General features: G+C 67.1%; 4 protein-coding genes. All 4 read right to left on the bottom strand.

Translation table 11 applies throughout. The features are described 5' to 3' along the window. On the bottom strand, positions 1-192 hold a 192-nt coding region (locus CK240_RS19055), incomplete at its 3' end, for an HNH endonuclease signature motif containing protein (protein ID WP_240517556.1). A 222-nt stretch (positions 193-414) separates the two neighbouring features. Next, entirely contained in the window at positions 415-795 is a 381-nt protein-coding gene (locus CK240_RS17280) for a DUF6362 family protein (RefSeq protein ID WP_036716037.1), read from the bottom strand. After that, positions 788-1,012, bottom strand: a complete 225-nt coding sequence (locus CK240_RS17275) for a hypothetical protein (protein ID WP_408633536.1) — start codon at positions 1,010-1,012, stop codon at positions 788-790. Before CK240_RS17275 ends, CK240_RS17280 begins: the two co-directional genes overlap by 8 nt. A gap of 320 nt (positions 1,013-1,332) precedes the next feature. Next, the coding region (locus CK240_RS17270; protein WP_095641511.1) for an AAA family ATPase at positions 1,333-2,792 on the bottom strand (1,460 nt) is incomplete at its 5' end.

The following is a 2,792-nucleotide window of genomic DNA, read 5'->3' as shown; positions in this document are numbered from 1 at the left end:
CGCACAGAGCGGCTGCCATCCGTCCTGGTCCCAGAACCGCTCGGGGTCGCCCCGATGCGGGACGACATGGTCCACGGTGTTGGCCGGGGTCAGTCGGTCTCGGCGCTGGCACTCGGCGCAGAGCGGGTGGCGGGCCAGAAACAGCCGCCGTTCCGCGAGCCACCGGGCCGAGCGATAGAGCGCACGGATCACCGGATCACGTCGGCGGTCAGTGTCGCGGTCACGTTCGCGCTTGTCGCGCCGCCCCACCGGGCGATGGATGGGCGGGCGCAACGGCATGAATGCCTCACGAGACGGATGAAGCGGGGTGGAAAAGACCGGGGGCGCTCTCGGCGCTCGTCTCCCGATCATATGCTCCGCATAGCACGGATCTGTTGCAGGTGTCGAACACGAATGTGTTGCAACACTCTGGAGTCACTCGGCATTCAGCCGCGCCGCGATGACGGTCAAGGCCAGTTGCCAGCGCCGCCAGGCGGTGGTGCGGTCGCAGCCCATCTCGCCCGCGATCACCTTCCACGGCACCTTGGCCGCCCGCGACCAGACTAGCTTGCGCTCGGGCTCCTCGATCCAGAGGACCCAATCGAAGGTCCGCTCCAGCCGGGTGATGGCCGCCGCCGACGGCCAGACGCGCATCGGCTCGGGCTCCATCGCGGCGATCTCGCGCTTCGTCCGCAGCACCTGCGGCCAGGCTCCGAAGTAGCGCTGCGCCTTGACCGGCGGCAGCTTGCGCAGGGTCCGGAACGCCTCCTCGAAGTGGTCAGCCACATCGTCCGCGGTCCATTCGCGATCAGCCATGGCTGCGCCCTCCCTCGCCGGCGCGGGGCCCATAGAGCTTGCGCCCCAGCTGCGCGACCATCTCGCGCTCGGGCCAGGTCAGCCGCGGATCGTCGACCGAGACCGCCAGCAGCCCCAGCTCATGCCAGCCGTCCCGCCGGACCTGATCGGGGTCGCGGCGGGTGCCACCGTAACCGCGGGGCGAGAAGCGCATCATCGTCATCGTCTTGCAGGCCATCGTCATCTCCTGTCATTCTGGCCGTCGTGATCGGGTGAGGCAGAGACGAGGGGTGACGTGGAGGACCGCGGGCCCGGACGTCACGGATGGGGGGTCCGGCCCTGAGGCCGGCCCTCCCATACGTAGTATGGGGAGGTTCATTGTTCGACTTGTTATGCGAGTCAGAGAGTTGATATTGCTTGCTTTTCTGCCTCCGAAGAAGTCGGACAAGGAAGTCAGACATGTCTGACTTCGACTTCCGTAAGTCATTGAAAAGAAAGCCATCAGTCAGACAATTCCGGAAGTCTGACATTTTCGACTTATGTCGGACACGCGATTTGTCAGACATCCACGACCTCCGGCCAGACCCAGACGGAGGGGTTCTCGACCTCGAGCGCGGCCCCCGAGGACGCGCAGCGGTAGTGGCTCGGAAGGACTGCGAGCCCCTGGCCCGTGATTTCCCCGGTCTCGGGATCGACCTGTTCCCCGCGGCCGAAGCGCATGCCTTCGACGCACATGTAGCCGAAGCGGGACCGGACCAGCGGCAGGCCGTAGAGTGCGCCGTTGCGCTGGTACTTGATGAAGCCCTTGGTCGCGAGGACGTTGAGCTGGTCCTGGATGGTGTGCTGGCTGCCGAGGCCGGCGCGGTTCTCGAAGTTCGAGGCGAACTGGGTGGAGGTATAGAGCCGGCCTTCCGCAGCCTCTTCGTAGAGCACGTCGAGGATCACCTCGGCCTTGCGATCGCGCTCGGCGTCGAGACGGGCCCCCACCTCCTGCCGCACGAGACGCTCGTGGCGGGCGTTCAGTTCGACCCATGTGCCCCCGATCTTGTCGACCAGCTTCGCCTCCAGGGCCGGTCCGTTGCGCAGTTCGATCTCGAGGCGGCGGGCGGTGCTGTCGTCGTCGGGGCGGTGCAGGATCAGGCCGCTGGTGTAATAACCCCGCAGCGCGCTGGCGCCGGAGAGAGCGAGGAACGGGTCATCCTTCACCTGCTGCTTCGAAAGCTTCTTCGTGTGGTGGACGAGGATGACGCCGGCATCGGGATTGACCGCCGCCTGCAGCGCTTCGACGCGTTCCTTGAGGAAGAACATCATCGCACTGTTGTCGTTCTCGCCGGCGCTGCTGCCGTTCGGCCCCGTCGGCCCGCCGTCGAAGACGTTCCGGATCGGATCGATGCAGATGATATCGGGCGGGCTCTCGGGAAAGGCGCTCCGGATCGCCTCCAGCACTCGGGTGACGCCACCGTGGTCGAGCAGCAGCTTCAGCCGGGGGGTGGCGACGAAGCCGTCGCGCGCGGCAACAAGGACTTCGGACGGGAGGCCGATCTGGTGAAGGCGCTCGCGCAGGTAGTGATACTGCAGCTCGGCCTGCAGGTAGAATACCCGCAGCGGCCGCGGCGGCGTAAAGCCGAGGAACGGCACGCCCGCGGCCATGTGCACGAGCCAGGAGATCAGGAAGTCGCTCTTGCCGACCTTGGGCGCACCGCCGAGGACGAGCAGCCCGCCTGGGGTCAGCACCCGCGGGGCAACGATGTCGTCGGGCAGCGCGCTGTGGTCATCGAGCAGCTGGCCGAGGCTGAAGCAGTCCAGCGGGCCTGTCGGCGCCTCCTGCCGCGGCGGCTGCGCAGGTCCGTTGCGCTCGAGATGTCGCTGCCAGAGCCGCCGGGTCTCGGCCTTGAGGCGATCCTCGGACCAACTAGGCCGCAACATGGCGGCGTTGTAGCCGCAGATCGCCTCCCAGGCCTCGTCGAGGCTGAGCCGGCCTTCGTGGGCTTGGCGGAGGTAATAGCCGATCGCGGCGC

The sequence above is a fragment of the Paracoccus salipaludis genome (genome assembly GCF_002287065.1).
In the GTDB taxonomy this organism is placed as follows: Bacteria; Pseudomonadota; Alphaproteobacteria; order Rhodobacterales; family Rhodobacteraceae; genus Paracoccus; species Paracoccus salipaludis.
Note: the sequence above shows the minus strand (reverse complement) of the source record. Positions and strands in the feature narration are given on the sequence as shown.

Excerpts from the sequence above, each read along its gene's own strand:
- CK240_RS17280 (WP_036716037.1), bottom strand. The coding sequence starts at position 795 with ATGGCTGATCGCGAATGGACCGCGGACGATGTGGCTGACCACTTCGAG.
- CK240_RS17275 (WP_408633536.1), bottom strand. The coding sequence starts at position 1,012 with ATGGCCTGCAAGACGATGACGATGATGCGCTTCTCGCCCCGCGGTTAC.